The 22,985-nt window shown below is 52.5% G+C and carries 31 protein-coding genes; 12 read left to right on the top strand and 19 right to left on the bottom strand.

What is annotated here, in order from left to right:
* From ACTU3N_RS21915 to ACTU3N_RS21895, 5 genes are all read right to left on the bottom strand, one after another.
* Positions 1 to 201, bottom strand: coding sequence for a tail protein X (locus tag ACTU3N_RS21915; protein ID WP_000864901.1), 201 nt, complete (start codon positions 199 to 201; stop codon positions 1 to 3).
* The gene (locus ACTU3N_RS21910) at positions 201 to 695 is read right to left on the bottom strand and encodes a head completion/stabilization protein (protein WP_443088240.1); all 495 of its coding nucleotides are present in this window, start codon (positions 693 to 695) and stop codon (positions 201 to 203) included. Before ACTU3N_RS21910 ends, ACTU3N_RS21915 begins: the two co-directional genes overlap by 1 nt.
* A gap of 101 nt (positions 696 to 796) precedes the next feature.
* Positions 797 to 1,597: a phage terminase small subunit gene (gene gpM, locus ACTU3N_RS21905; protein ID WP_443088239.1), complete on the bottom strand. Its 801-nt coding sequence runs from the start codon at positions 1,595 to 1,597 to the stop codon at positions 797 to 799.
* 45 nt (positions 1,598 to 1,642) lie between these two features.
* Positions 1,643 to 2,695 (bottom strand): phage major capsid protein, P2 family, encoded by a 1,053-nt coding sequence (locus ACTU3N_RS21900; protein WP_443088238.1) that lies wholly within the window; start codon positions 2,693 to 2,695, stop codon positions 1,643 to 1,645.
* A gap of 23 nt (positions 2,696 to 2,718) precedes the next feature.
* Positions 2,719 to 3,555 (bottom strand): GPO family capsid scaffolding protein, encoded by an 837-nt coding sequence (locus tag ACTU3N_RS21895; RefSeq protein ID WP_443088237.1) that lies wholly within the window; start codon positions 3,553 to 3,555, stop codon positions 2,719 to 2,721.
* 155 nt (positions 3,556 to 3,710) lie between these two features.
* On the opposite strand from ACTU3N_RS21895, the gene ACTU3N_RS21890 reads away from it, so the two are divergent.
* Both ACTU3N_RS21890 and ACTU3N_RS21885 read left to right on the top strand, forming a co-directional pair.
* Positions 3,711 to 5,462: a terminase large subunit domain-containing protein gene (locus ACTU3N_RS21890; RefSeq protein WP_443088236.1), complete on the top strand. Its 1,752-nt coding sequence runs from the start codon at positions 3,711 to 3,713 to the stop codon at positions 5,460 to 5,462.
* Positions 5,462 to 6,508, top strand: a complete 1,047-nt coding sequence (locus tag ACTU3N_RS21885; protein ID WP_443088235.1) for a phage portal protein — start codon at positions 5,462 to 5,464, stop codon at positions 6,506 to 6,508. Before ACTU3N_RS21890 ends, ACTU3N_RS21885 begins: the two co-directional genes overlap by 1 nt.
* Before the next feature lie 494 nt (positions 6,509 to 7,002).
* Here ACTU3N_RS21885 and ACTU3N_RS21880 read toward each other — a convergent pair whose 3' ends face one another.
* The 13 genes from ACTU3N_RS21880 to ACTU3N_RS21820 all read right to left on the bottom strand — a co-directional run bounded on the left by ACTU3N_RS21880 (position 7,003) and on the right by ACTU3N_RS21820 (position 14,625).
* Positions 7,003 to 7,527, bottom strand: coding sequence for an ead/Ea22-like family protein (locus ACTU3N_RS21880; RefSeq protein WP_443088234.1), 525 nt, complete (start codon positions 7,525 to 7,527; stop codon positions 7,003 to 7,005).
* A 63-nt stretch (positions 7,528 to 7,590) separates the two neighbouring features.
* Complete coding sequence (locus ACTU3N_RS21875; RefSeq protein ID WP_443088233.1) at positions 7,591 to 7,902, bottom strand: plasmid partitioning/stability family protein; 312 nt, start codon at positions 7,900 to 7,902, stop codon at positions 7,591 to 7,593.
* Between the two features lie 4 nt (positions 7,903 to 7,906).
* Positions 7,907 to 8,866, bottom strand: coding sequence for a plasmid segregation protein ParM (locus ACTU3N_RS21870; protein WP_443088231.1), 960 nt, complete (start codon positions 8,864 to 8,866; stop codon positions 7,907 to 7,909).
* Positions 8,867 to 8,942: 76 nt separating this feature from the next.
* Positions 8,943 to 11,783, bottom strand: coding sequence for a replication endonuclease (locus ACTU3N_RS21865; protein ID WP_443088229.1), 2,841 nt, complete (start codon positions 11,781 to 11,783; stop codon positions 8,943 to 8,945).
* On the bottom strand, positions 11,780 to 12,169 hold the full coding sequence (locus ACTU3N_RS21860) for a hypothetical protein (protein WP_000564228.1): 390 nt from the start codon (positions 12,167 to 12,169) through the stop codon (positions 11,780 to 11,782). Before ACTU3N_RS21860 ends, ACTU3N_RS21865 begins: the two co-directional genes overlap by 4 nt.
* Before the next feature lie 72 nt (positions 12,170 to 12,241).
* The gene (locus ACTU3N_RS21855) at positions 12,242 to 12,472 is read right to left on the bottom strand and encodes a hypothetical protein (protein ID WP_443088228.1); all 231 of its coding nucleotides are present in this window, start codon (positions 12,470 to 12,472) and stop codon (positions 12,242 to 12,244) included.
* A gap of 367 nt (positions 12,473 to 12,839) precedes the next feature.
* On the bottom strand, positions 12,840 to 12,971 hold the full coding sequence (locus ACTU3N_RS21850; protein WP_443088374.1) for a hypothetical protein: 132 nt from the start codon (positions 12,969 to 12,971) through the stop codon (positions 12,840 to 12,842).
* Positions 12,910 to 13,038 carry a winged helix-turn-helix transcriptional regulator gene (locus ACTU3N_RS21845; protein ID WP_443088227.1) on the bottom strand — a complete coding sequence of 43 codons (129 nt, stop codon included), beginning with the start codon at positions 13,036 to 13,038 and terminating at the stop codon, positions 12,910 to 12,912. The genes ACTU3N_RS21850 and ACTU3N_RS21845 overlap by 62 nt, the downstream gene beginning before the upstream one ends.
* Entirely contained in the window at positions 13,035 to 13,238 is a 204-nt protein-coding gene (locus ACTU3N_RS21840; RefSeq protein WP_443088226.1) for a hypothetical protein, read from the bottom strand. Before ACTU3N_RS21840 ends, ACTU3N_RS21845 begins: the two co-directional genes overlap by 4 nt.
* A gap of 196 nt (positions 13,239 to 13,434) precedes the next feature.
* Positions 13,435 to 13,677 carry a DUF4754 family protein gene (locus tag ACTU3N_RS21835; protein ID WP_443088225.1) on the bottom strand — a complete coding sequence of 81 codons (243 nt, stop codon included), beginning with the start codon at positions 13,675 to 13,677 and terminating at the stop codon, positions 13,435 to 13,437.
* 10 nt (positions 13,678 to 13,687) lie between these two features.
* Positions 13,688 to 13,966 carry a hypothetical protein gene (locus ACTU3N_RS21830; RefSeq protein WP_443088224.1) on the bottom strand — a complete coding sequence of 93 codons (279 nt, stop codon included), beginning with the start codon at positions 13,964 to 13,966 and terminating at the stop codon, positions 13,688 to 13,690.
* A 10-nt stretch (positions 13,967 to 13,976) separates the two neighbouring features.
* Positions 13,977 to 14,330 (bottom strand): DUF4761 family protein, encoded by a 354-nt coding sequence (locus ACTU3N_RS21825; protein WP_443088223.1) that lies wholly within the window; start codon positions 14,328 to 14,330, stop codon positions 13,977 to 13,979.
* 16 nt (positions 14,331 to 14,346) lie between these two features.
* Positions 14,347 to 14,625, bottom strand: coding sequence for a hypothetical protein (locus ACTU3N_RS21820; protein WP_443088222.1), 279 nt, complete (start codon positions 14,623 to 14,625; stop codon positions 14,347 to 14,349).
* 96 nt (positions 14,626 to 14,721) lie between these two features.
* On the opposite strand from ACTU3N_RS21820, the gene ACTU3N_RS21815 reads away from it, so the two are divergent.
* The 10 genes from ACTU3N_RS21815 (at position 14,722) to selO (ending at position 22,683) form a co-directional block, all read left to right on the top strand.
* The gene (locus tag ACTU3N_RS21815) at positions 14,722 to 15,030 is read left to right on the top strand and encodes a helix-turn-helix domain-containing protein (RefSeq protein ID WP_443088221.1); all 309 of its coding nucleotides are present in this window, start codon (positions 14,722 to 14,724) and stop codon (positions 15,028 to 15,030) included.
* A 49-nt stretch (positions 15,031 to 15,079) separates the two neighbouring features.
* Entirely contained in the window at positions 15,080 to 16,069 is a 990-nt protein-coding gene (locus ACTU3N_RS21810) for a phage integrase (RefSeq protein WP_443088220.1), read from the top strand.
* A gap of 46 nt (positions 16,070 to 16,115) precedes the next feature.
* Positions 16,116 to 16,784 carry a hypothetical protein gene (locus ACTU3N_RS21805; RefSeq protein ID WP_443088219.1) on the top strand — a complete coding sequence of 223 codons (669 nt, stop codon included), beginning with the start codon at positions 16,116 to 16,118 and terminating at the stop codon, positions 16,782 to 16,784.
* 34 nt (positions 16,785 to 16,818) lie between these two features.
* Positions 16,819 to 17,196 (top strand): hypothetical protein, encoded by a 378-nt coding sequence (locus ACTU3N_RS21800; protein ID WP_443088218.1) that lies wholly within the window; start codon positions 16,819 to 16,821, stop codon positions 17,194 to 17,196.
* Between the two features lie 177 nt (positions 17,197 to 17,373).
* Positions 17,374 to 18,354: a vitamin B12 ABC transporter permease BtuC gene (gene btuC, locus ACTU3N_RS21795; protein WP_443088217.1), complete on the top strand. Its 981-nt coding sequence runs from the start codon at positions 17,374 to 17,376 to the stop codon at positions 18,352 to 18,354.
* A gap of 33 nt (positions 18,355 to 18,387) precedes the next feature.
* On the top strand, positions 18,388 to 18,939 hold the full coding sequence (locus tag ACTU3N_RS21790) for a glutathione peroxidase (protein ID WP_443088216.1): 552 nt from the start codon (positions 18,388 to 18,390) through the stop codon (positions 18,937 to 18,939).
* Positions 18,939 to 19,682 carry a vitamin B12 ABC transporter ATP-binding protein BtuD gene (gene btuD / locus ACTU3N_RS21785; RefSeq protein ID WP_443088215.1) on the top strand — a complete coding sequence of 248 codons (744 nt, stop codon included), beginning with the start codon at positions 18,939 to 18,941 and terminating at the stop codon, positions 19,680 to 19,682. The genes ACTU3N_RS21790 and btuD overlap by 1 nt, the downstream gene beginning before the upstream one ends.
* Positions 19,683 to 19,759: 77 nt before the next feature.
* Positions 19,760 to 20,224 (top strand): C40 family peptidase, encoded by a 465-nt coding sequence (locus ACTU3N_RS21780; protein ID WP_443088214.1) that lies wholly within the window; start codon positions 19,760 to 19,762, stop codon positions 20,222 to 20,224.
* Between the two features lie 196 nt (positions 20,225 to 20,420).
* Positions 20,421 to 21,179, top strand: a complete 759-nt coding sequence (locus tag ACTU3N_RS21775; protein ID WP_443088213.1) for a hypothetical protein — start codon at positions 20,421 to 20,423, stop codon at positions 21,177 to 21,179.
* 61 nt (positions 21,180 to 21,240) lie between these two features.
* Positions 21,241 to 22,683 (top strand): protein adenylyltransferase SelO, encoded by a 1,443-nt coding sequence (gene selO / locus ACTU3N_RS21770; RefSeq protein WP_443088212.1) that lies wholly within the window; start codon positions 21,241 to 21,243, stop codon positions 22,681 to 22,683.
* 1 nt (position 22,684) lies between these two features.
* Here selO and hemP read toward each other — a convergent pair whose 3' ends face one another.
* Positions 22,685 to 22,873 (bottom strand): hemin uptake protein HemP, encoded by a 189-nt coding sequence (gene hemP / locus ACTU3N_RS21765; RefSeq protein WP_443088211.1) that lies wholly within the window; start codon positions 22,871 to 22,873, stop codon positions 22,685 to 22,687.
* Positions 22,874 to 22,985 lie beyond the last annotated feature (112 nt).

The following is a 22,985-nucleotide window of genomic DNA, read 5'->3' as shown; positions in this document are numbered from 1 at the left end:
CTACTCTCCCCACAACTGAATCATTTCTCGTTTCTTCTTCTCCGGCTCCGGCATCTCCACTTCCTGCCCGGCGTCCAGAAATACTTGCTGGCAGAGTCCAGGATTGGCATCCAGCACCTTTTCGGTGACGCCCTGCGTCGTGCCGTAGTACCGGAAACAGAGCGAATCCACGGTGTCGCCTTCCAGTGCCTTCACTTTCATCAGCACAGCTCCGCAAACATTCGTGGTCGTCCCAGAATGTCAGAGATGGCCCAGCTCACATCGCGCCACAGGTCCGTGGCCTGTGCGTCCAGTGCGTCGGCCCGGCGCTCGCCCTTATCCGTTGTGTCCGCATCGCGGTAACGCTCCAGAATCAGGGCACGGGTGGCGGTATAAACGGCATTGCGCCAGTGCCAGAGATTGACGCTTTCTCCGTTAATTACTGGTGCCGGAACGTCGGCCAGTGTTTTATGGCCAGCCGCCTGCTGTTCCTGCTGCCATGCTTCCAGCTCGCGGGTAACGTGTGCCACGGCCCCGGTGGCGGTATGCAGCAGGCGGGAGGTGGTCACGCGGCCCGGCAGTCGTACCGCCAGACGCAGCTCACGCAGCACAATATCCGGCCAGAATGCACCCGCTGAAATACGGGTATCGCCATCATCGGTATCGGTGATGTCGTCCTCTGCGGGTCTGGGTTCAGTCCTGGCAACCATACTCATGGGGTTTACTCCTGAAAAAATCGGGCGGTGGGTGCGCGGTGTAAACGGTCACGGAGTCAAACCGGAACACCGCGCACGCCGCCCGCTGACGGGGTCAGTCATTAACCGCGCTTCGCCTTCTGCGTTGTGGTGGTTTTTCGTGTTGCAGGCCTCCGCGTTGTCTTTTTACTTTTGCTGCTTTCGTCCTGCGCCTGCTGTGCGCTGGCGTCTTCTGGTGCGGCTGCGGAATCGGCTTTTTTCAGGGCGCGGGAAAGGGTTGCAATCTCGCGTTTCACGCCTGCGTTCGGGTTCAGGTGCATCGCTTCGCGCAGCAACTTCAGTGATAAGGCCATGTTGTCCGCATCGGTCAGACCACGGCGGGCAAAGGCGCACGCCTTGCATAATTTGGCGCGCACTTCGTCCGGCATATCCTGGTCGGTGACAATCTCCCGGAGGGTGTCCAGTGGTTCGATACAGGCGGATAAATCCGCGTCGGCATCCGTCCCGGCCTGCGTCAGCACCGGGTTGCAGATTTCTTCGGTCAGCACTGTGGCAGCAGTACGGCCAAAGTTATCCGGCATGATGAGGTTGTGACGGACCACATACGCACCAATACGCAGCGCCAGCGGAAGATCGCCGCAGTCAATCGCCCACACCATCAGCGTGGCAATCACTTCGTCCTGTTGCCCGCCATCCGCCTCCAGCGTTCCCTCAATCCAGCCGGAAAAGTCCGGCAACAACTCTTTTTTAATGGCGGCTTTTGCGCTTCTGGCCTGTACGCCCTTAAGCCGGGCCTGTGCCAGACGCAGACGATACAGCACCTCTTCATGCGCGGTACGCGCGGCGTGATCCACGCCTTCATTCACCCGGCCTGCGCGCTGTGCCATCACGTTCTGCCAGTGTTGCTGTGCAGGGGTAAGCATCTTTTCTCTCCGTTACGGGCGGGCATGACGCCCGCCATGAGTTGATTAGCTGTCGGCGAACTTCAGGCCAGTGACCATCGCACACTTGCCATAGTCTTCAACGACATAAGCGTCATTGATGGACTGGTAGGTGGCGATGCGGTTGTATTCCGGTTCGTCTTTCATCAGGCGACGCATTGAGCCTCTCTGCCAGTAAATTGACAGGTTGTTGAATGAGGTGATCAGCAGCGTCGCATCCGGGAAGAACGGCGCAAGGAATACATCCAGCCCGCCAATGGTGCGCGATGACAGGATGAGCTGTCCGGCAAGTAATTCCGCATTGGGATTCTGGCCGCTGATGCTGTTCAGAACGGGCAGACGCAGCGAGTTAAACAGGTTGCGCCCCATAATCACCACGAGGTCGTCTGCTTCCTTGTGCCATTCATCCAGCAGGGATGAGCGCGCATCCTGTACCAGTGCATCGGCGTTCGCATACTTACCCGCGTGCGCCACGGTGTTATCCATGTTGCGGGAGGTCAGCGTCACATCATTCATTACGCGTTCGCTGGCGTCGGTTCTGATGTGTTCCAGCCACCCCACGTTAACGTCCTGAAGCAGCTTGTTAGTGCTGAAATTGGATTTTTCCGCGTGTGATGTGCCGTTAAAGCCGATCATGATGCGGTCAAGCGCCACCTGTCGGGCAATCTGCGTGCTGATGCGCGACTGAAAATCGCTGTGTGCTGCCCAGGCGTCAAGCTTCGGATACGAGATAAACGTGTCGTAGTTCACCTGTTCGCACTGGTACTGACGAGCCTTCATATCGACAGCGTTAATCGGGTTACGGCGATCTGTGCCGTCATAACTGGTATTCGTGCGCGCAATCGGCCCGGTGGTGTCCAGGAGAACTTTTTCGCCTTTCTGGTCAGTTACACCGATCATGTTAATTCTTTTCGTAAGTTCGGTACTTTCCTTTGAGGCGTTTTCAAAACGCTGTTGTACCGATGGATTGACGGTAAATCGCGATACCAGCGCAGAAACCGGGATATTGTTAAGCGACGCCTGCTGCGTCATGTAGCAGCCCAGCTTGTTACGGGCATTATCTGACATCACCAGATTCATAAAATATTTGCTCCTTTGTCTTATCAGAAGTCAGCCAGTTGGTCGGAGGCTGCACCCGTTGCGGTGAACCGGTTCTGTGGATCGCCGTCCTCCGTGCGTAACTTTTCCTTCAGTGCTGTCAGCTCCGTGGTCAGTGAAGTGATTTTCTGGCGGTCCTGCTGATGGCGGGTTTCCAGTGCATTAAAACGGTCGATAATGTCGGCCTGTGACGTTGCGACCCCTTCCACTGCTTCCTGAATACGGGAGAAACTGGCGTTATCCGCTTTGCGGCCACGGCCAATAATCCCCATTACGCGGTTAAACCACTGGGTGCCTTCTTCCTGGTGTTGTTCTGCCATTTCGATGATTTCAGACTCGATGGCTTCGGAGATAAGCGGTGCTTCCCCCTGGACACTGTTGAACGTCATCACCGCCTGACGTTGCTGTGCCGTGAATTTCAGGCGCTCAGTGCCCAGGCTTGCCGGGGTGTCGGTCATCGCCAGCCCGACCAGATAGGCGCACCCGTTAACGGAGAACTGCGGGTGCAGTTCGATACTGGAATAGATTTTCTTGCCGTCCGCGACAAGCTGCTTCATGCGCTCGGTCGGTTCAATTTCTGCATACAGCGCAGTACGTCCGGCCAGCGGGCCTTCCGTAATATCTTCCGTACTCAGTGCGGTGACATCACCCATTGCGGAAAATTCGCTTGACGGGCATGGCGAGAGATAGTGCTCAACGTTCACGCGGGCGGCGTAAACATCCGGGTTGAAGTTCTCGGCGGCTTCACGCAGATGCACCGGACTGATTTCGCGGCCATCAACAGTTGATCCGGAGACAGCCACGCGAAACTTTTTGCGGGATGTCTTTTTTTCATTAGCCATAGTTTTTGCCCCTCTGACTGGTTCTTCAGTCATGATGGCAAAGCGTAACAGGCTGATACAAAGGGCTTTTGTTGTAAGAAAACGGCCAGAACGGGGGGTTAAGGAGAACGGTTTCGCGCGCGGGTAATCTTCCTGTAATTACCCAGGGGGGAGCAATGATTCAGGACGCTTTTGTGCGCCAGCGTGCGCGACAACTTTACTGGCAGGGTTATCCGCCCGCAGAAATATCGCGTCTGATGGGAATAAACCAGAATACGATTTATGCGTGGAAAAAACGCGACCAGTGGGATGAAACACCACCTGTGCAGCGTGTCACGCAGTCCATCGATGCGCGTCTCATTCAGCTTACTGAAAAACAGAATAAAACAGGCGGTGACTTTAAGGAAATAGACCTGCTGACCCGGCAGCTTAAAAAGCTGCATGATGGCCAGCCAGATGTGATGGCCACAGGAAAGAAAGGCCGGACGAAAAAACTTAAAAATCATTTCACGCCGGAACAGATTGCCGCACTGCGGGAAAAAATCATCAGCAGGCTGGAGTGGCATCAGCGGGGCTGGTTTGACTCCCTGACCCTTTGCAGGGAAGCCGGGATACGTAACAGGATGATCCTGAAATCCCGACAGATTGGGGCGACCTGGTATTTTGCACAGGAGGCGTTGTTGATGGCGCTGCGTGACGATGTGGCGCAACCTTACCAGCGTAACCAGATTTTTTTGTCTGCGTCGCGTCGTCAGGCGTTCCAGTTTAAAAGCATTATTCAGAAGGCTGCATCCGAAGTTGATGTGGAGCTGAAAGGGGGCGATAAAATCATCCTCTCCAACGGCGCAGAGCTGCATTTTCTCGGCACTTCAGCTGCGACAGCACAGTCCTACACAGGCAATTTTTATTTTGATGAATTTTTTTGGGTCAGCCGCTTTGCCGAACTGCGCAAGGTGGCTGGCGCTATGGCAACCCTCAGCGGGCTGCGACGCACCTACTTCTCCACGCCATCAACCGAAACGCACGAGGCATACGTCTACTGGAACGGCGACCGCTGGAACGAGAAAAAGGCCACGCATAAACGTCAGCGTTTTTCTGTGGACTGGAAAACGCTGCATAACGGGCTTATCTGCCCTGACCGGACGTGGCGGCAAATTGTCACGCTGGAAGATGTGGTCAATCACGGCTGGAAACACACCGATATTGACGAAATTCGTGATGAAAACACCGAAGACGAGTTCCGCAATCTTTATATGTGTGAGTTTGTCCGCGAAGGGGAGTCGGCATTTAACCTGAATATCCTGATTGGCTGCGGCGTTGACGGATACGACGACTGGAAAGACTGGAAACCTTTTGCTCCCCGCCCGATGGGGAATCGCCCGGTATGGATTGGATATGACGCAAACGGCAGCAGTGGCAACGGCGACAGCGGCGCTGTGTCCGTGGTGGTTCCTCCGGTTGTTCCTGGTGGACGTTTTCGAACGGTGGAGACGCGGCGCGTTCAGGGGCTGGAGTTTGAAGAACAGGCCAGAGTCATTGAAGAATTCACGTATCGCTACAACGTGGAACACATCGGCATTGATGTGACTGGCGGGAATGGGGAGGCTGTTTATCAGATAGTGAAACGGTTTTTCCCTGCCGCTATTCCGTACACCTTCACGCTGTCATCAAAACGGTCGCTGGTACTGAAAATGCTGCAAATAATGCGTGCCGGGCGGTGGGAATACGATCGCGCCGAACGCGAGCTGGTCGCGGCCTTTAACGCCGTGCGTAAGGTGAAAACAGCGGGCGGTTTTATCACTTACGAAACGGACCGCGCGAGGGGGATCAGCCACGGCGACCTTGCGTGGGCAACCATGCTTGCTGTCATTAACGAACCGATTGGCGGCGAAGGAGAAAGCGAGCGTTTCACGGTTATGGAGTTCTGATGAGCAGAAAAAATAAAAAAGTGCGCATGAGTTCACGCATTGATCTCGCTGATGCGCTCAGGAAAGAATCGTCGCTCAGTGCATTCACATTTGACGGGCCTTACCGCCTGACCGGGCATGATTTGCTGGACAATATGTACTGTGCTGATAACGGGCGGTGGTATGAAACCCCGGTTGACTGGTACGGTCTGGCAAGAGCTGCCCGGCAAACGTCCTGGCATCAGTCTGCGCTTTACTTTAAGCGCAATGTATTGCTCGGTTGCTATATTCCGCATCCGCTGCTTTCCCGGCAGGATTTCTCGGCGCTGGCGCTGGATTGGTTTGTGTTCGGTAACGCATTCCTTGAGCTTCGGAGCAATATGCTCGGCGAACCGCTTAAATTACGGCACGCACTGGCGAAATACATGCGACGCGGAAGCGATCTTGAATCATGGTGGTATGTGCAGGATGGCAAGGACGCGTTTCAGTTTCGCGCTGGCAAGGTGTGCCACCTGATGAATCCGGACATTAACCAGGAAATCTACGGCATGCCGGAATATCTTGGCGCATTACTCTCGGCCAGTCTGTCTCATTCGGCGGACATGTTCAGAAAACTGTATTACGACAACGGATCCCACGCCGGGTGCATCATCTACATCGGTGCAGCGCAGGTAAACCGCGAAAGCATGGACTCCCTGAAAGAAACGCTACAGGGTGCGCGTGGTGGTGGTGCATTTAAAAACGTGCTCATTCATGCGCCCAACGGAGGCAAAGAGGGGGTGCAAATTTTGCCGTTCCAGCAGATCACCGCAAAGGATGAGTTCATGAATGTTAAGGCGGCATCCCGTGATGATGTGCTGGCTGCGCACCGCGTTCCGCCGCAACTGATGGGGGCGATGCCTGGCGAAAAAAGTGCGTTTGGTGATGTGGAAAAGGCTGCGCGGGTTTACGCAATTAACGAGCTGATGCCCGTTATGGAGGCCATGAAGCACATCAATGACTGGCTTGGCGAAGAGGTGATCCGCTTTAACCCTTACGCACTGTTAGACACCCAGCCCACATTCTGACGCGCTTCGCTTGTCTGCTGCTTCGCCGGGGCATAAAAAATTTATGCCCCGACTCTCCAGCTCCTGTATCAATCAGATAATTTCACGACGCCTTCCAGCTTATCGCCATCATCGACTGCCAGACTCTTACGCAATCCCACCGCGCTGACTGCATGTTCTCGCCGCCTCAGTGCGATTTTGACGGCCTTATCTGTCACCCCATTAAATCAAAAGCCCTCACGTCTTTTTCACGCTCAGCGTGAGAAATACAGCCATTCTGTTGTGTCGCTGCGACATCGTTCAGGGAACGCTATTTACCCCCCCCTGAAACGCGGGCTGTTCCCCCGTCACCTGCGCGCAGAAAAAGCGCGTTTTTTTGTGCACGCACGGATCCTTGACGGATCCAGCCACCACGCGGGCCGGAAGGGCAAAAAGTCGTTCAAAAAAATTGTGCAAATTTGTGCACTATTGTGCAGCAGGGCGATGCGTCATTATCGCCCTGGTTTGAGAGGAAATCAGTTGTTCTTTTTACCTTCTGTCAGTGGGCATAACCATCCACTATTTACATCACTTAGCTGATGCGTTCTTTCCTCGTGCTTCTCCTGCCACAATGCTTTTCCGCCAGCCTTTATGATGGCTCTTTCAACATCCCGCTCGTATCGCAAGGGCTGAAATACGTTATTAATGAAATATTCGCTTATGTCCGGAAGCAATACTGCAAAATTATTGGTTTGTTGCGCCGTCCGGCTATGCAGCAAAGCGGCATACTTTAATGCGTCCTGTGCTTTCTGGAATTTCAGTGCATGGTCAGTGGCGATTTTTTCCAGTTCAGCGATCCTGTTGTCTTTGGTTTCCAGTTCTTCCAGCAGCTCGGCGATAATGTCCATTTCCTGATGACGGATTTGACGCTTAAACGCCGCCACTGCTTCGTTGCAATCCTGCTCAGCATTTGGGTTATCCGTGATGGCCTCATACCACGCCAGCGTCGATTGATAGTTTTGTGCCGCCTCGCGTAATGCCTGATAGTTGATTTCGCTCATTATGTCGTTCTCCTTGTTTATGTTCTGAGGTGGAGATCAGGACGAACTCGCCCTGACGTTGTGTTATTCAGGAAATAACGCCCGGATATTTCCAGCCATCTGACTGGTTATCTGTGCGGTTGGTGCTGGCTGTGACACGGGGCGTTCTGTCCTGGTTTGTGTCAGTGATAACGCCTTATCGTCAGCCCATGCAGCCAGTCGGTAAGCCTCTGCCGGATTCATTTTCATAAGTGCCAGCCCGGCCAGAAAAGCCACGCGTTGGCCGCTTTTGCGGGCTTCTGGTGTAAGGCTGTCCAGCCAGGCGCATGCTTCGCCTTCGTTCTTGACGGCGGCGGGCTTCAGATAGAAACTTATTCGTCTGGTTGGTGTCGCCATTGGTTTACTTCTTGTCCATTGCGTACAGCCCATTAACCAGAGCAAACTGTGGCGCCCCGTCCGCGATGAAAGTCGCATTAACTCCGCAGGCTTCGCGGATAGCGGGTGCCACAATCTCCGCCCCTCCACCGACAACCATCACCCGCCCATACCCCGAAAAATCAGCCAGCGCGCGGATCACACGTTGTTTCAGTGTTTCTTGCTTTTCACGAATAACCGCCATCAGGCTGGCGTAATGCGCGTCATTGTGGATGTGCTGGCGCAGCCAGGCTTCATCATGGCGATGTTCGATAATGGTATTGGCGATGTGGTGACTGGTACGCATACCGTTAGTGGCCATCACCGACAGTACGGCATCGGCCATCAGAGAAACGCCTACGTGTGGATCGCAAAACACCTGGCTGATACCTGCCAGTTGTCCCTGAACCTTTGCCACATCCAGCGTGGTTCCGCCTAAATCCACAATCAGCAGGGATTCAAACGGACTCATGTCAGCCAGTGCTTTAAAGCCAGACGGAATGGATTCAGGCATAACCCGTACGTTACGGATAGTGAATGCTTCGCCGTTCTGGTACTCCACCGGGCGCATAACGTTCGCTTTTTTGCGGTTGATGTTGGTCATGTCCGGCTGTGCGTTTGTATCGAAATACTCGCTCAGTGGCAGAGTGACAACCACATCCACTTCCTGTGGTGTGATGCCTGATTTGACCAGCGCGTGATGAATGGCAATTACATTCACATCGCTGTACTGGTATTGCGTGTCGGTCGTCTGGACAAAGCGATCGCTGACCGGATCAAAACCATAGCGCACGCCATCAAGCATGTAGTTCGCGGGCTGCGTGCCACCGAACGGCGCAGACCATTCCGACTTGAAGCTGTTCGGGCTGATGGCGTTGCGGCGTTCGCCGTTCTCAGTCCATGCCAGCTTGATGTTGGTGGAGCCGTCGTCGATACAAATTTTCATGTCGATTTTCCTTATGTTGATTAATTAATCGTTTACGGGATTTTTAAATCCCGTTTTCGCCTGTTTTGTGCGCGCTTCATATATCGCGGCGCTTTTTTTGCTCATTTACGGGATTTGTGAATCCCGTTTCTGTCTGTTTTTTGTTTCCACTGGTTAGTCCACCCCGCAGCAGGTCTGCTTTGCGGCGGGCGCGTTCAGTGGTTTCACTGATTCTTTGTGCGTGCTCTGCGTCACGGATGGCGCGCAGCATGTCAGAAAGCACGGTAACGGGGGTTTTCATGGTGTTCTGGTCTTGCTGAAGTGTGGATGCCAGGCGTGCGGCGGCTTCGGGGTCTGATGCCCCTAGCTGTTCCAGATAGCTGGCGACCGGGTTATGGCGGATCTCCGTACTGCTTACGCCGTGATTGCGGCTCAGGCGCTGCCAGAGCTGCGTGATTCGGCTGTCCGGTCGGGGATCCGGTTTGCGTACAATTTCAAATCCCTGCGGTGCAATGATGCTGCCGTCAACGTACAGGCTGCCGCCCTGTAACAGGTGCTGCATCTGCTGTTCACCGATATGCAGGCCGAGAGATTCGGCAGACTCCCGCCATTCTTTAGCGAGTAATTCGTGGTTATCAGGCAAAGGTCGCTGCTGTTTGCGGCTCTGTGTCCAGCTCTGCATTTCATCACTGCTGTTTTTTGCCTGTTTGTCACGCAGCGAACGCATCAGCGTCCGGCGTTCGTGCCGTTTCAGTGAGCGCATCCATTCATCCACATCAACGCCGTCAGGGATCTGCGGCCACGGTGTTGGTTGCTCTTCCGACTGTTCTGTCCCGCTGTTGCCTGTTTCCTGTACACGGGGACAGTTATTGCCACGAGTCCAAGGGGCGGCAGGGCCGCCCTGAAGGTCAAAACCATTTTCGCGGGTGCTGTCTTCCGCTTCCGGTTTGCGTCTTACCAGCTTCCAGTTATCCGGATGCGTGCACACACGGGAGGATTCCCCGATGAGTGGTGACCAGATCCCGTAAATCTGTACGCTCTGTTCGCCGTAATCGTTCAGCTCATCTGCGAGGTCGTAGGCGGTGCGAATCAGGTAGTCTTTGCGTGGAACAAGTACGCCGCCCTGTTTCATGATGTAGGAGGCAAAACACCCGGCATCAGCGGCAGCCAGTACCGCATCCATTGCGTCATTCTTCAGCCGTTGCGGGCCTTCCGGGTTGCGTGCCATCTGGCTGGCGAGACGACGCAGTTCACGCCACACCTGACGGGAGGGGATACCAAAGAACTGGAACTGGCGGACACGGTGAAGTCGCGCCCAGCCGATGGCGCGCTCCACGCTCCCGGCCATTGATTTTCCGGTTTCGTGGTCAACGCGTGGCTTGCCCGTTTTCGGGTCTGTGCCATCCACGGCGCGACCGTCCAGGTTTTTTCCGATGTAGGTGGCGATGTAGCTGGTTGGCGTGCCTTTGGAGCCATCGATGTGCTCCGCCTTAAAGCGCGGGGTAATGTCATTCCCCAGCTCGTGACGATCTTCCTGAATGGCAATATCGCGGGCGGTGGCCACGATGCTGTCGATTTCTTCCGGATGTGCAAAGACCATCATATGCCAGTGCACGGTGCCGTCGTGGTGAGGTTCCACCGTGCGGATGCCATACCAGCGCAGGCCGTCGCGGTTCAGCTTTTTACGGACGGCCGCAAAAAACGTGTTAACCAGATAATCGCTGGAATCGCGGATGGTGGATCCGTTCCATCTGGGGTTCGGGTGACCGTTCTCCGTCGTGGCGTGATATTTTGACGGGCAGGTGACGGTAAGAAATACCGCTCTGTCGCCACGGGCTTCGGCCAGAAGTTCCAGCCCCTTCATGGTGGCCATCATTTCTGCCTTACGGTGAACAGGGTTACTTATTCCTGCGTAATAAACTGTCTCGAGATCAATCGTGAACCCGTCTTCATTTTCGAGCATGAAGCTTTTCAGGAAATCGCGTGTTTTCTCGCGCTGTGCGCGGAACTCGCCCAGGGCGTCCTGGCTCAGGTAGGCTGATTTTTTTCTGGATACCAGACAGGCGGCGCGGAGCTGTTCTTCCCGCCACTCGCAACGTAATCGCCAGAGCTTACGCTTCCACCAGTCTGCACAGGTCAGGCGAAGGATGGCGCCGGGGAGTAATTCAGTGTCCGGTTCATTTCTCCGGTCTTTGTCTGTTCTCAGTGCTTCGTAATGCGGTGGCATGGTGTGCAGATGCAGCGCGATGCGGGCCAGCATCTGATACGCTTTCAGCGCCACCCCCATTGTCAGTTCGCCATCGCAGGCACCAAAGCCATCACAGAGTTTCTCAAAGGTGCTGCTGAACATTGCCGCCGTCATGGTGGCCAGCGTCTGTATCTGGTGTTTGTTGAGCTGTGGCAGGTAAAGCAAATCATCCAGGCGTTCGCGCCCGGCAATGGAGCGATAACCCGGTGTCAGCCAGCGGCTGTCAGCACGCCCGAGGCGTTCCAGTATTTTATGCAGCGTTCCCTGTGCGTAACGGTCAGCCTGGTTGGCTATTTTTCCTTTCTTGCGGTCAGCCTCCTGTTTTTTACGCAGGAACGACAGGTGGCGGCTCAGCGGATCACGCAGATAAACTGGTAGTGCTTTCAGTGTTGCAAAAGCGCGGGCTACCGGGTCTTGTTCTGTTGCCCGGCGCTTGCTGATGATGCGTTGTATCCGCTTCTCGCGACGTGCCTCTTCTTCGAGGGAGGCCATAAGTTTTTTGCCTGTGGTGGACTGCGCGAAAGCCGTTTCCTCTTTCGCTTCCCGTTCTTCCTGAGCCTTTTTGTCCGCCTCAAGGTAGTAACGAATGGCGCGCTGCAGTTCGGTTTCAGTTTCCTGCCTGCGCTCCGTAAATCTGGCCGGATCAATGGCTGGCCGTGGTTCATTCCAGCTCCATGCAAACTCACTCATGGCTGGTATCCCGTCACGCGCTGCCACTCCTGCGAGAAGAGGGCGGAAAGGCGGTTAAATTCAGCGGTGTATTCACTCAGCGAGGCACACCCGCCAGCAGTGCGATGCGCCAGCATTGCCGCAAATACGGAGGCCGGGGAGTCGTAATACGCCAGCAGTGATTCGCCGTGCGGTGTCAGGCAGTGCAACGCCAGCCCGTGTGGTGTGAAGTCCACGCGGTAGCAGTCGTCTACTGTGAAATAAAGGGTGTCCGCATTCTCCGGTTTTGTGGTGCGTGCTCTGTTGTCACGACCACGGATGTAGAGATCAAATAATCCCTGAAGAACGGGAGCCAGACGGGTGTCCTGTGTGCGCACCCATCTTGTGAAGTCATGAGCGTCAATCATGCTGCAACTCTCTTTACTACAGATGTGCGAAGGCCTCCCGCCGCAAGGTGCAGGAAAGGCCCGGAACAGGAATTAATGGAGTTTGTTTTGCTGCTGGATGAGCTGTTGAAGCTCGCGCAGATCATCCGCCAGATAGCTGAAAACAGAGGCGGAATAGGTGTTCGACAGCGCGTGACTGCGTTCATGCAGCATGTTGAGATGCATGATAAAAGCCACGCGTGATGCGCGGTAAAGTCTGCGATTGATTTCAGTCTGGATGTGACGGCGCGCAGCGTATGCGCGCTGTTGTTTGCGGTTTGCCATGGTGTGGCCTCTTCGTTAGTAAGTTGCGATAACTCACCATCCAGAGTTGAGAATCTCGGGGTGATGAGACGTACAGGGTTCTCAACACCGGCTAACGAAGAACCCGGCCCGACCGAAGTCGGCCCTGTACGCCCCACCATAATTCTGACGCGAAAAAGACGTGGCGATACAGCACGCACAAAAAAACCGCTGGCGCGGTTGTGCGCTTCGTTAGTCAGCAGGTTGAGAATCCCGGCACCCGTTTTATGAGGTGCAGCGGAAATGTAACCTGACAGATTGCGCTGTGGCAAGCGGTTTTTTTGTGAGAACGGCATACTAAAATATCCTGATACTGCTCCGGCCAGTGGGTTTTGCTGGCCGGGTTTAATTACTTCACCGGAACGAACGGAACAGCGGTATTGCTGGTCATGTATTGCGGCAGTGTGCCGTTCCATTTGTTAATCGCTTCCAGCTCCATATAGGCGGCGTAATTCAGCAGTAATGGCTGTGGGTGGAACATTCAGTGCGGAGGCGATTTCACCTCCGCTACAACCCGGGTTGGCTGCGATGTAGTCCAGAATGGTCATCTGAGTGACTCCTGTACTTGTCGGATAAGATTTACCCGCACCACGTTGGTGGCGCAGAAGTAAGTGCCGTCAGTGAGATAGATGTGATGTGCATCCTTTTCTGAACGGTGTTTGTCGATAGTGGTAATCAGGCGTTCGTCGACCTCGTATTCACGTCCTCTGGAGGTGAAACGAACGACAGGAAAATGCTTAATTGCCATTACGCCTCCTTGGCGTGTGCGAATACCTCCGCGAATGCGGATTGTTTTTACATTTTCTTATTTAACCTGGGGTTTTATTTGCGCTGTTATTCGCCAGTGAAAAAGCGTTCAATCTTTTTTACTGAATGAATAATTCGCATAATCCCAATGGCACAGGCCACTGAAATAATCAGAACGAGCCATGAGATAAATATACTCATGCGATATTCCCCAGCTTATACGGTTCAATATGTTCCCCGCATTCTGCGGCACAGATAAGCTCGGAAAGTTCGTTAAGTGCATCCAGATCATCAGCGTAAAAAGCCACGTCATACAGACTCCGGATTGCCCTGGTCAATGAGTCACGGGCTGCATGTTCAGCATGAGCGCCTGATGCGCTTAAGCGAAAATAAAAACGCTCAAGTGCTTTGTTAATGAGAGTTTTATATTCTTTGTCCATCGCAACGCCTTTAATCTGCTTTCTGAATTTCAGCTTCTGAATCCATGCAGATAATTTCGATATAGGGTTCATCGCCATTAACCTGATGTGCCTTTTCAGCTTCGCTAATGATTTCTCGTACGGTCTGGTACGGAAGTTCCACGGTAAGTCGCGTGCCGTTCAGATAAACGTAAGTAGCTGCGTTTTTTTCAGATGGAACTACTCCGTCAATAGCTGATGCACGTAATAACAGTTCACCGCGAAAATCAATAAAGCGGATAAATACACCTTGTGCATGGTCTTTGGTCATAAAGCACCTGTTATAAATCAGCCTGTTTAATAAAATTTTTCCCGCGAAGCAGACGATCAACCGTGCGTAGTGCTTCGTATAATGTGAAATCCTGCCCGAACTGATTGTCGCCGCTGCTTAGTGCAAAAATGCGGTTTCCGGTAAACGGATTGCGCGGGCATCTGTGAACCACGATTCCAGCTCTCTCAATCAGCCAGGTGTGTTCGCCAATTTGTTTTACGGGGTAGCCATCCAGTGTCGCGTGCGTTTCGCTCAGGCTATAGCGAGAGCTGCTACGTGCTGCACTGGTAGCGAAACGGTTAGCGTGGCGTTCCGTGCCGTGTCGGAATCGTTGCTGCGAAGAATTGCGTCGTTGCTTCAGCATAAAAAAAGACACCTTGCTATCTCGTTATCTGTACGTATTTCTCGGCGTTTCTGATCGTTTTCAGAAAAATTGCGTAGAGGTTTACCGTGCGTCTTGAGTTCTTTTCATCCTGGTTGATGGGAATTGAACCTCTGTCAGCCTGTCTTTTCACTGTGTTAACAGCTTGGTTGGTACGCTTTGCGTAATCTTTCAGGCTTTCTTCAAGTACTGGTAACCCATGCTCATCGCGGTAGGGATAGAACGCTGCTAAACGCTCAAAGTCTGCCTGTTCGTGTGTGTTCAGGACTTTTGCCATGTGTGATAACCTGCGCTATCTGTGGTTGTTTGTGACTTGGTGTACTTATAAGCACACCTTGTGCGCAAGCTTAGTGTACTTATAGGAACACTGTCAATGCTTATCGGTGAAAAAATTAGAGTGATTCGTGAATCTGAGGATTTAACGCGCGAAGAATTTTGTGGCCTGATTGATGTGCCTATCGGCACTTTGCGTCGTTATGAAACGGGGCGGATTGAAAACATAGGGGGCGAAGTGCTTATCAAGATTGTTAATCATCCTCGCTTTTTTAAGTACATGAATTGGCTTATGACAGGAAAAACAAATGAGGCTGCTGGGCAGATCAGTCCGTCTCTCTCCCCTGATGGGCCAGAAAACACATCTCCTTCTCAAAAACCCCGCAAGACTGGCACACAGCCCGGCTAATCATGGAACGCTGGGGGCATGGTGGTCTTGTAACGCTGGGGTTTCACGAATGAGCATAAAATCAATTCCGGGAGGGTATCTTCTTGACATGCGCCCTGAGGGGCGTAAAGGCAAACGCATTCGCAAAAAATTTAAAACGAAATCGGATGCAGTTTTATATGAGCGGTGGGTGCTGGCGCAACAGCATAACAACGAGTGGAAAGGAAACTCTATTGATCGCCGCCCGCTGTCAGTGCTTATTGACTTGTGGTGGAAATACCACGGCCAGCTAATGAAGTCAGGGCATAACACGCGCCTTAAATTGCTGCGCTTGAGTGAGGCAATGGATGACCCGTGCGTGCATAAACTTAATACAACGATGCTCACCGAGCTACGTGTGTCCAGGATAGAGCAGGGGATACAGCCCAGCACCATAAATCGAGAGATTGGGGCGTTAAGCGCGATGTTTAGTGCACTCATCTCATCCGGCCATTTCCTTAACGATAACCCCATTCAAGGTCTGAAAGGAATGAAGGTTAACGAGCGCGAAATGGGATACCTGAGTAAGTCTGAATGTGTTCAGTTGCTGGATGCGCTGGCTGAAAATCCCGATGAGCGGCTGGCTGTCGAAATTCTTCTGTCGACCGGGGCACGATGGGGCGAGGTAGCGGCACTGGAGCAACGCCGCGTTCTGCATTGTCGAATCACTTTTTCAAAAACGAAGAACAGTAAAAACCGCACCGTCCCGATCTCCGAAAATCTGTTTGAAAAGATCAAAAAACGGGGCGGGAAACAAGTGTTTCCAACGCTGGATTATCCACTGGTTCGCGATGTCATCAAAACGGTCGCACCTGATGTTCCTGACGGCCAGGCTGTTCATGCGCTGCGCCACACCTTCGCCAGTCATTTCATGATGAACGGCGGCAATATTCTGACGCTCCAGAAAATTCTGGGGCACGCAAAGATTCAGACAACGATGATTTATGCCCATCTTGCGCCGGATTACTTGCAGGATGCGGTGAGGTTTAATCCACTAGGGGCAGATTATGATATAACCTAAAAATAAAATTGAGTTGTGTTACAACGAGCTTGTTGACAGATTCTCTATGGGGATGGGACTGTCTGAGCTTGAATATTACCGTTATGTAAAAATATCGGATAAATTACTCTTTGCTGAAGAAATATGCGTATTTGCTATGGCTAATGCTTTGTTTGGTAAGGGGGAGGAGGCGCTCCTTTTTCTTGAAAAACATTTATTAACATATAACCCAAAAATATTTAAAACGTATGGAGTGATTTTAATTTATTTAAATAAAAATACAGCATTGATTAATTTTGCTTTGAAAAATGAAGAAAAGTTCAAAGATGATTTATGGTTCTCCTGGATGGTGTCTTATTACTATTATATAATCGGTGATATCGATAACTCATTGAAAAAATTAAAAAGATATCTCCAGATGATGACGAATATCCCAGATAGAGAATTTGCTGAACGATCGTTGACAAAACAAATTAACCAACTTTTTCAGGCATATGATTTAAATCTTACTACGCCTGAACACTACAAAGAATCTATGTATCTTGCACTGGGGGTTCTTGATGATTTTGGTGTCACATTTAGATACATAGATGTTGTTGTTTTTCCTGATAAAACGGCGGCGTGCTTTATTGATATTAAGACTGATGATCCGGATTTAGTTGCTGAGATGAATTATCGCTTAATAAAAAAACAAATAGAATCAGGGTATTCATTAGAGTACGAACTTGAGCCATAATTCACTATTGGAAGAGAAATTAAAGGGTATGTCCATGGCTGTTAATAATTCTGATTTTTTTAACTTCGCTAAAGATTGTTACAAGCGGAATGATGAGATTGGTTTTAGAAACGTAATTTCACGTGCTTACTATGCAGCCTATCATAATAGCTTAACTAATGTTGATATGCCACCTCGTGAATTTAATCACCATAGTGGATTAATAAAACATATTGGTAGCCTGAGTAGAGAAAATCAGAGTTTTCAGGAAATATCTCGATTGCTAAGAGTGATGCGTAATGCCAGAAATGATGCTGATTACAAGTTGGAAGTAACTGCAACAAAAAATATGGCAAGCCAGAATCTCGTTCATTACCAGCTCATTGATAATTTATGGTCGCTTGTTCGGTCTGGCGTAAGATCCACAAAGTGACCACATCTCTGTTATTTGTTGTGGTTGGCTGTGTTTTTGTGTGTCTGTAAGTCTTTGATAATTATCTAACTTATTGATTTTTGTTTGTGTTCATGGCCGCTCTGCGGCCTTTTTTCTTTTCAGCGACAGGTATCGATTTTACAATCAGGCGCCTGACCGATAATTAAAACGGATAATATGCTGTCACATGCACGCTTTCAACAGCAACGAAACCGCCGCTGGCTTTGCGCCTTGCTGCTGCTTTCGCTGCTTGCCCTGTTTTGTAGCCTCTGCGCAGGCGATCAATGGATAGGCCCTGGTGATTGGTTCAGCGCACGCGGGCAACTCTTTGTCTGGCAAATCCGGCTGCCGCGTACGCTGGCGGTACTGCTGGTGGGTGCCGCGCTGGCGCTCTCCGGCACCGTGATGCAGGCGTTATTTGAAAATCCGCTGGCGGAGCCGGGGCTGCTGGGGGTGTCTAACGGCGCGGGTGTTGGGCTGATAGCCGCCGTGTTACTGGGCGGAGGAATGCTGCCCTACTGGGGGCTGGGCGTTTGTGCTATCGCCGGGGCATTGATTGTCACCCTTATTCTGCTGCGCTTTGCGCGCCGCCATCTTTCAACCAGCCGCCTGCTCCTGGCGGGCGTCGCGCTGGGCATTATTTGCAGTGCCTTTATGACCTGGGCCGTCTACTTTTCTACGTCGTTTGATTTACGCCAGCTAATGTACTGGATGATGGGCGGCTTTGGCGGCGTGGACTGGCAGCAAAGCTGGCTCATGCTGGCGCTGCTGCCGGTGATGGTGTGGCTCTGTTTTCAATCACAGCCGCTTAATGTGCTGGCGCTGGGCGAAATTTCTGCCCGCCAGCTTGGGTTGCCGCTGTGGTTGTGGCGCAATTTTTTAGTGGTGGCAACTGGCTGGATGGTGGGCGTCAGCGTGGCGCTGGCAGGGGCGATTGGGTTTATTGGCCTGGTTATCCCGCATATTTTACGCTTATGTGGTTTAGCCGATCATCGGGTATTGCTGCCTGGCTGCGCGCTGGCAGGTGCAACGGCACTGCTGTTTGCCGACGTGATTGCTCGCCTGGCGCTGCGTGCCGCCGAGCTGCCGATAGGCGTGGTGACCGCCACGCTGGGCGCGCCGGTGTTTATCTGGTTATTATTAAAAGCCGGGCGTTAAGCCCGAAAACGCAGTATCAATAGAGGGTACGCTATGCAACAGGATATTCTGAATACTGAAGTGACGACCATTGACGGGCAACGCACAACGCTTGAAGGCTACCGGGGCAAGGTGTTGCTGGTGGTGAACGTTGCCTCAAAGTGCGGCCTCACGCCGCAGTATGAGCAGCTGGAAAACATCCACGAAGCCTGGGCGCAAGCCGGGTTCTGCGTGCTCGGTTTTCCCTGCAACCAGTTTTTGGGCCAGGAGCCAGGCTCGGAAGACGAGATCAAAACATTTTGCAGCACCACTTATGGCGTCACCTTTCCCCTGTTCAGCAAAATTGACGTCAACGGTGAAAACCGCCACCCCCTGTATCAGAAATTGATAGCAGCGGCACCGACGGCGGTTGCGCCTGAAAGCAGCGGGTTTTATGAGCGTATGGCCAGCAAGGGGCGCGCGCCGAAAGAACCGGGCGATATTTTGTGGAATTTTGAAAAGTTCCTTATTGGCCGTGATGGCCAGGTTATTCAGCGTTTCTCGCCGGATATGACGCCTGAAGATCCGATAGTCATGGAGGCTATCAAACTGGCGCTGGCGAAATAATGCTGCTGGAACTGCGTGATGTCAGTATGGCTGGCAGGCTGGAGCCAATCACGGCCTCGGTTAAGCGTGCGGAGATTTTGCATCTGGTCGGGCCAAACGGTGCAGGCAAAAGCACGCTGCTCGCACGTCTGGCCGGTCTTACCAGCGGGCAGGGCGACGTTTTGTTTAACGCGCAACCGCTGGAAAGCTGGTCGGCGCAAAGCCTGGCGCGCCACCGGGCCTATCTTGCTCAGCAGCAGATGCCGCCGTTTGCTATGCCGCTCTGGCACTATCTGTCGTTGCATCAGCGCGACAGAACGCAAACGACGCTGATGACAGAAATCGCCAGCAAACTTGGGCTGGAAGATAAGCTGGGCCGCGCAGTTAACCAGCTCTCCGGCGGCGAATGGCAGCGGGCAAGACTGGCGGCGGTAATTGTGCAAATCCATCCATCCGGCAATCCTGACGGGCAGCTTTTAGTGCTGGATGAGCCAATGAACAGTCTTGATGTCGCACAGCAGGCGGCGCTGGACAGGCTGATCAGCGAGTTGGTGGCTGCAGGCGTTAGCGTGGTGATGAGTAGCCATGATCTGAATCATTCGTTGCGCCACGCGCATCAGGCGTGGTTATTAAGCCGCGGCAAGCTTCTCAAAAGCGGGCCGCGTGAAGAGGTACTCACGCCGCCGCATCTTGCTGGCGCTTACGGCGTACCGTTTCGCAGGCTGGACATAGAAGGGCACCACTTGCTGATTGCCTGTACCTGATAAAAGGCGGCTTGCTATTTATCTGATTCTCACGGTAGATTATTCTGAGAAAAAAGATAAAAGAGGCTTATTTAAGGATGCGTATCGGGTTTATTGTGGCGCTGGCGTTGTTCCTTGCAGGATGTAGCTCTCATCGCGCGCCCTCACCAAATCCAAGACTATCAGACTCCATCACCGTTATCGCTAATCTGAATGATCAGCTTAGCGAATGGCATGGTACGCCGTATCGCTATGGCGGCATGAGCCATGCTGGCGTGGACTGCTCCGGGTTTGTGCTGATGACCTTTCGGGATAAATTTGCCCTTCAGTTGCCGCGCGAAACGCGCCAGCAGGCAGAAATTGGCACAGAAATCGATAAAGACGATCTGTTGCCCGGCGATTTAGTGTTCTTTAAAACCGGCTCCGGCGATAATGGTCTGCATGTCGGTATTTATGATACTGATAATGCATTTATCCATGCCTCCACCAGCCGTGGGGTGATTCGTTCCTCTCTTGATAATGTCTACTGGCGTAAAAATTTCTGGCAGGCGCGCCGTATCTGAATGCGCGAAAACCAGGATATTTCCTCTATTTCCGCTCACTAAATTTTAATAAATTCATCAGGATTAGCGTACAGTGATAATTACTGTATGCTTTCCACCGTTGTTACCTGTAAAATAAGCCGGAGAGTCCCAATATAGAATGGAGAACAATGCGGTCATTTAGAATAAACTTAGTGAGCGTAATCGACGGTTATCTGTGTCTGAAAATGTCGGGAAATATCTTTCATGCGGGGCTGATGCCATGATCGTGTCGTTGGAGGATACTTATCATACCGAATATTTATTTCTCCCTGCGAGAAAGAGTAACGGCATGCTTCAGGGGCTGGAAGTCGTCATTAACTTTATCGGTCGCGACAATAACGTCCGCGCGCCCGCAGAGCTGGTGTTGCCGCGGCTTACTGAGCAAGAAACCCTGATGCTGTTCAGCGAGCAATTGTCGCTGCTGGAGTCCTGCAAACTATTTTTCATTCAGCACAAATTAATTGCCTGGATTAATATTACTCCGCTTGTTGTTGACAAGTTATTACAGGATGAGCAACTTGCTGCCCATGTGGAAAAATATCCATTTTTAGAATTTATAATCAATGAGAACTATCCCGGTTTAAATAAGGGGCAGGAAAACCATTCATTAGTATTATTGAAGAAAAAACATCCGCTGATGCTGAGTAATTTCGGTGCGGGTGGCGCATCTACTAAAGCAATATTTGATGGTTTATTTCATCGCGTTATGTTAGATAAAAATTTTGTTCACCAGCGATTAACCAGCCGATCGTTTGAACCTTTTATGCGGGCTATTGTTTCTCAGGTTGCTCCTTATTGCGAAGCGGTGATGATAGCCGGTATTGATAACGAAAATATTCTTGCGCGCGTTGCGCCGTTTCATTTCAGCGCCATGCAAGGCGCGTTATGGCCAGCCGTTGTTCCTGCGCATATCACGACCCTCGTTCATCCATAGCCCTGCTTTTAGCCCGTGTTTAAAGCCGCCGGATAGCACTACACTAAAGGCTGGAGGTGCTATGTCCCTGACTTTTACGACTCACTGGCGAGATGAATTGCCGGATTTTTACACAGCCTTATCGCCCACGCCGTTAGAAAATGCCCGGCTGCTCTGGCGAAACGAACCGCTGGCCCGCGAGCTGGGTGTACCAGAAACGCTTTTTCATCCTGATAACGGTGCAGGTGTCTGGGGTGGCGAAACGCTGCTACCGGGCATGTCGCCACTGGCGCAGGTTTACAGCGGTCATCAGTTCGGCGTCTGGGCCGGGCAACTCGGTGATGGTCGCGGAATTTTGCTCGGTGAGCAGCAACTGCCGGATGGCAGCACCCGCGACTGGCATCTGAAGGGCGCGGGACTGACGCCCTGGTCACGGATGGGCGATGGCCGGGCGGTGTTGCGCTCCACCATTCGCGAAAGCCTGGCGTCAGAGGCGATGCATTATCTGGGCATTCCCGGCACCCGTGCGCTCAGTATCGTTACCAGCGACACGCCGGTAATACGCGAAACGCCTGAGCGGGGTGCAATGCTGATGCGCATCGCCGAAAGCCATGTGCGCTTTGGTCATTTTGAGCACTTCTATTATCGACGCGAACCACAAAAAGTGCAGCAGCTGGCGGATTACGTTATCCGCCATCACTGGCCGCAGTTGCAGGACGAGAGCGATAAATACGTTGAATGGTTTCGCGATGTAGTGCGGCGTACCGCTGCGCTGATTGCCCGCTGGCAGGCGGTTGGCTTTGCCCATGGCGTGATGAATACGGACAATATGTCAATTCTTGGCTTAACGATTGATTACGGTCCGTTCGGTTTTCTCGATGATTATCAGCCGGGATTTATCTGTAACCACTCCGATTATCAGGGGCGTTACAGCTTTGATAATCAGCCTGCGGTGGCGCTGTGGAATTTACAGCGTCTGGCGCAAACATTATCGCCCTTTATCAATGTCGAGTCGTTAAATGCGACGCTTGATGAGTATCAGCATCACCTGCTTACAGAATATGGCGTTCTGATGCGCCGGAAGCTGGGGCTGTTTACGCAAGAGAAGGGGGATAACGAGCTGCTTAATCACCTCTTTGCGTTGATGGCGCGTGAAGGCAGCGATTACACGCGCACCTTCCGTCTGCTTGGCCTAACCGAGCAACACCGTGCGGATTCCCCGCTGCGCGATGAATTTATTGACCGGGCGGCGTTTGATAGCTGGTTTTCGGCCTACCGGGCGCGCCTGCAACAGGAAACGGTGGAGGACGATATGCGCCGCCAGCATATGCAGGGCGCTAACCCGGCGATGGTGCTGCGTAACTGGCTGGCGCAGCGGGCCATTGATGCGGCAGAGAAAGGAGAAACGGATGAGCTGGAGCGGCTACATGCTGCTTTGCGCGAGCCTTTCAGCGACCGCAGCGATGATTATGTCGCCCGGCCGCCGGACTGGGGAAGGCGGCTGGAAGTGAGCTGCTCCAGTTAGGTTATTTGGTCAGGATCAGTTTGCCGGCCAGGGTCTGGCGCAATAAGTACTGCTGGCCATTGTGTTCAATCACCACCCGGCCATCATCGCCTAGCAGCGTCTGGCTGCTGATGCGGCGATCGTCGGCGGTGATACGGGTACTGGCAGGCTGAGTGGTGCTGGTAGGTACTGCGGGCGTGCTTTCCGTCATCGTTTCGCTATCCTTAACGCAAATCATCCATACAATGATTATCATTATCAGTAAAATGCGCAAGGGTGGCAAGCCTGTTTTCCCTCTTTGGCAGAAAGCGGCGTGTCCCGCC

The sequence above is a fragment of the Vagococcus sp. WN89Y genome (assembly GCF_052220145.1).
Classification (GTDB): Bacteria; Pseudomonadota; Gammaproteobacteria; order Enterobacterales; family Enterobacteriaceae; genus Kosakonia.
This window is presented reverse-complemented; position numbering and strand designations above follow the sequence as displayed.

Bases quoted from the DNA above. Each gene is read 5' to 3' on its own strand.
- ACTU3N_RS21915 (WP_000864901.1), bottom strand. From the start codon at position 201: ATGAAAGTGAAGGCACTGGAAGGCGACACCGTGGATTCGCTCTGTTTC.
- ACTU3N_RS21910 (WP_443088240.1), bottom strand. From the start codon at position 695: ATGAGTATGGTTGCCAGGACTGAACCCAGACCCGCAGAGGACGACATC.
- gpM (WP_443088239.1), bottom strand. From the start codon at position 1,597: ATGCTTACCCCTGCACAGCAACACTGGCAGAACGTGATGGCACAGCGC.
- ACTU3N_RS21900 (WP_443088238.1), bottom strand. From the start codon at position 2,695: ATGAATCTGGTGATGTCAGATAATGCCCGTAACAAGCTGGGCTGCTAC.
- ACTU3N_RS21895 (WP_443088237.1), bottom strand. From the start codon at position 3,555: ATGGCTAATGAAAAAAAGACATCCCGCAAAAAGTTTCGCGTGGCTGTC.
- ACTU3N_RS21890 (WP_443088236.1), top strand. From the start codon at position 3,711: ATGATTCAGGACGCTTTTGTGCGCCAGCGTGCGCGACAACTTTACTGG.
- ACTU3N_RS21885 (WP_443088235.1), top strand. From the start codon at position 5,462: ATGAGCAGAAAAAATAAAAAAGTGCGCATGAGTTCACGCATTGATCTC.
- ACTU3N_RS21880 (WP_443088234.1), bottom strand. From the start codon at position 7,527: ATGAGCGAAATCAACTATCAGGCATTACGCGAGGCGGCACAAAACTAT.
- ACTU3N_RS21875 (WP_443088233.1), bottom strand. From the start codon at position 7,902: ATGGCGACACCAACCAGACGAATAAGTTTCTATCTGAAGCCCGCCGCC.
- ACTU3N_RS21870 (WP_443088231.1), bottom strand. From the start codon at position 8,866: ATGAAAATTTGTATCGACGACGGCTCCACCAACATCAAGCTGGCATGG.
- ACTU3N_RS21865 (WP_443088229.1), bottom strand. From the start codon at position 11,783: ATGAGTGAGTTTGCATGGAGCTGGAATGAACCACGGCCAGCCATTGAT.
- ACTU3N_RS21860 (WP_000564228.1), bottom strand. From the start codon at position 12,169: ATGATTGACGCTCATGACTTCACAAGATGGGTGCGCACACAGGACACC.
- ACTU3N_RS21855 (WP_443088228.1), bottom strand. From the start codon at position 12,472: ATGGCAAACCGCAAACAACAGCGCGCATACGCTGCGCGCCGTCACATC.
- ACTU3N_RS21850 (WP_443088374.1), bottom strand. From the start codon at position 12,971: ATGTTCCACCCACAGCCATTACTGCTGAATTACGCCGCCTATATGGAG.
- ACTU3N_RS21845 (WP_443088227.1), bottom strand. From the start codon at position 13,038: ATGACCATTCTGGACTACATCGCAGCCAACCCGGGTTGTAGCGGAGGT.
- ACTU3N_RS21840 (WP_443088226.1), bottom strand. From the start codon at position 13,238: ATGGCAATTAAGCATTTTCCTGTCGTTCGTTTCACCTCCAGAGGACGT.
- ACTU3N_RS21835 (WP_443088225.1), bottom strand. From the start codon at position 13,677: ATGGACAAAGAATATAAAACTCTCATTAACAAAGCACTTGAGCGTTTT.
- ACTU3N_RS21830 (WP_443088224.1), bottom strand. From the start codon at position 13,966: ATGACCAAAGACCATGCACAAGGTGTATTTATCCGCTTTATTGATTTT.
- ACTU3N_RS21825 (WP_443088223.1), bottom strand. From the start codon at position 14,330: ATGCTGAAGCAACGACGCAATTCTTCGCAGCAACGATTCCGACACGGC.
- ACTU3N_RS21820 (WP_443088222.1), bottom strand. From the start codon at position 14,625: ATGGCAAAAGTCCTGAACACACACGAACAGGCAGACTTTGAGCGTTTA.
- ACTU3N_RS21815 (WP_443088221.1), top strand. From the start codon at position 14,722: ATGCTTATCGGTGAAAAAATTAGAGTGATTCGTGAATCTGAGGATTTA.
- ACTU3N_RS21810 (WP_443088220.1), top strand. From the start codon at position 15,080: ATGAGCATAAAATCAATTCCGGGAGGGTATCTTCTTGACATGCGCCCT.
- ACTU3N_RS21805 (WP_443088219.1), top strand. From the start codon at position 16,116: ATGGGGATGGGACTGTCTGAGCTTGAATATTACCGTTATGTAAAAATA.
- ACTU3N_RS21800 (WP_443088218.1), top strand. From the start codon at position 16,819: ATGGCTGTTAATAATTCTGATTTTTTTAACTTCGCTAAAGATTGTTAC.
- btuC (WP_443088217.1), top strand. From the start codon at position 17,374: ATGCTGTCACATGCACGCTTTCAACAGCAACGAAACCGCCGCTGGCTT.
- ACTU3N_RS21790 (WP_443088216.1), top strand. From the start codon at position 18,388: ATGCAACAGGATATTCTGAATACTGAAGTGACGACCATTGACGGGCAA.
- btuD (WP_443088215.1), top strand. From the start codon at position 18,939: ATGCTGCTGGAACTGCGTGATGTCAGTATGGCTGGCAGGCTGGAGCCA.
- ACTU3N_RS21780 (WP_443088214.1), top strand. From the start codon at position 19,760: ATGCGTATCGGGTTTATTGTGGCGCTGGCGTTGTTCCTTGCAGGATGT.
- selO (WP_443088212.1), top strand. From the start codon at position 21,241: ATGTCCCTGACTTTTACGACTCACTGGCGAGATGAATTGCCGGATTTT.
- hemP (WP_443088211.1), bottom strand. From the start codon at position 22,873: ATGACGGAAAGCACGCCCGCAGTACCTACCAGCACCACTCAGCCTGCC.